Consider the following 440-nt stretch of genomic DNA (forward strand, 5'->3'; position numbering starts at 1 on the left):
CGCTCCAGGAACCGGAGCAGCTCGACGGGGAAGGGCAGCACGAGGGTGGAGTTCTTCTCGGCTGCGACGGCCACGACGGTCTGGAGCAGGCGGAGTTGGAGGGCGGCGGGCTGTTCGGACATTTCCTTGGCGGCTTCGGAGAGTTTCTTGGAGGCCTGGAGTTCGGCGTCGGCGTTGATGACGCGGGCGCGGCGTTCGCGGTCGGCCTCGGCCTGGCGGGCCATGGAGCGTTTCATGGTCTCGGGCAGGGACACGTCCTTGATCTCGACGCGGTCGATCTGGACGCCCCAGCCGATGGCGGGGCTGTCGATCATGAGTTCCAGGCCCTGGTTGAGCTTCTCGCGGTTGGAGAGCAGGTCGTCCAGGTCGCTCTTGCCGATGATGGAGCGCAGCGAGGTCTGCGCCATCTGCGAGACCGCGAACCGGTAGTCCTCGACCTG

1 protein-coding gene is annotated in these 440 nt (G+C 66.8%); it reads right to left on the bottom strand.

The window, feature by feature from the left end:
* The coding region (locus IG74_RS0144970; RefSeq protein WP_030689725.1) for an SPFH domain-containing protein at positions 1-440 on the bottom strand (440 nt) is incomplete at both ends.

Origin of the sequence: Streptomyces sp. NRRL B-1347 (assembly GCF_000720325.1) — a bacterium.
Lineage (GTDB): Bacteria > Actinomycetota > Actinomycetes > Streptomycetales > Streptomycetaceae > Streptomyces.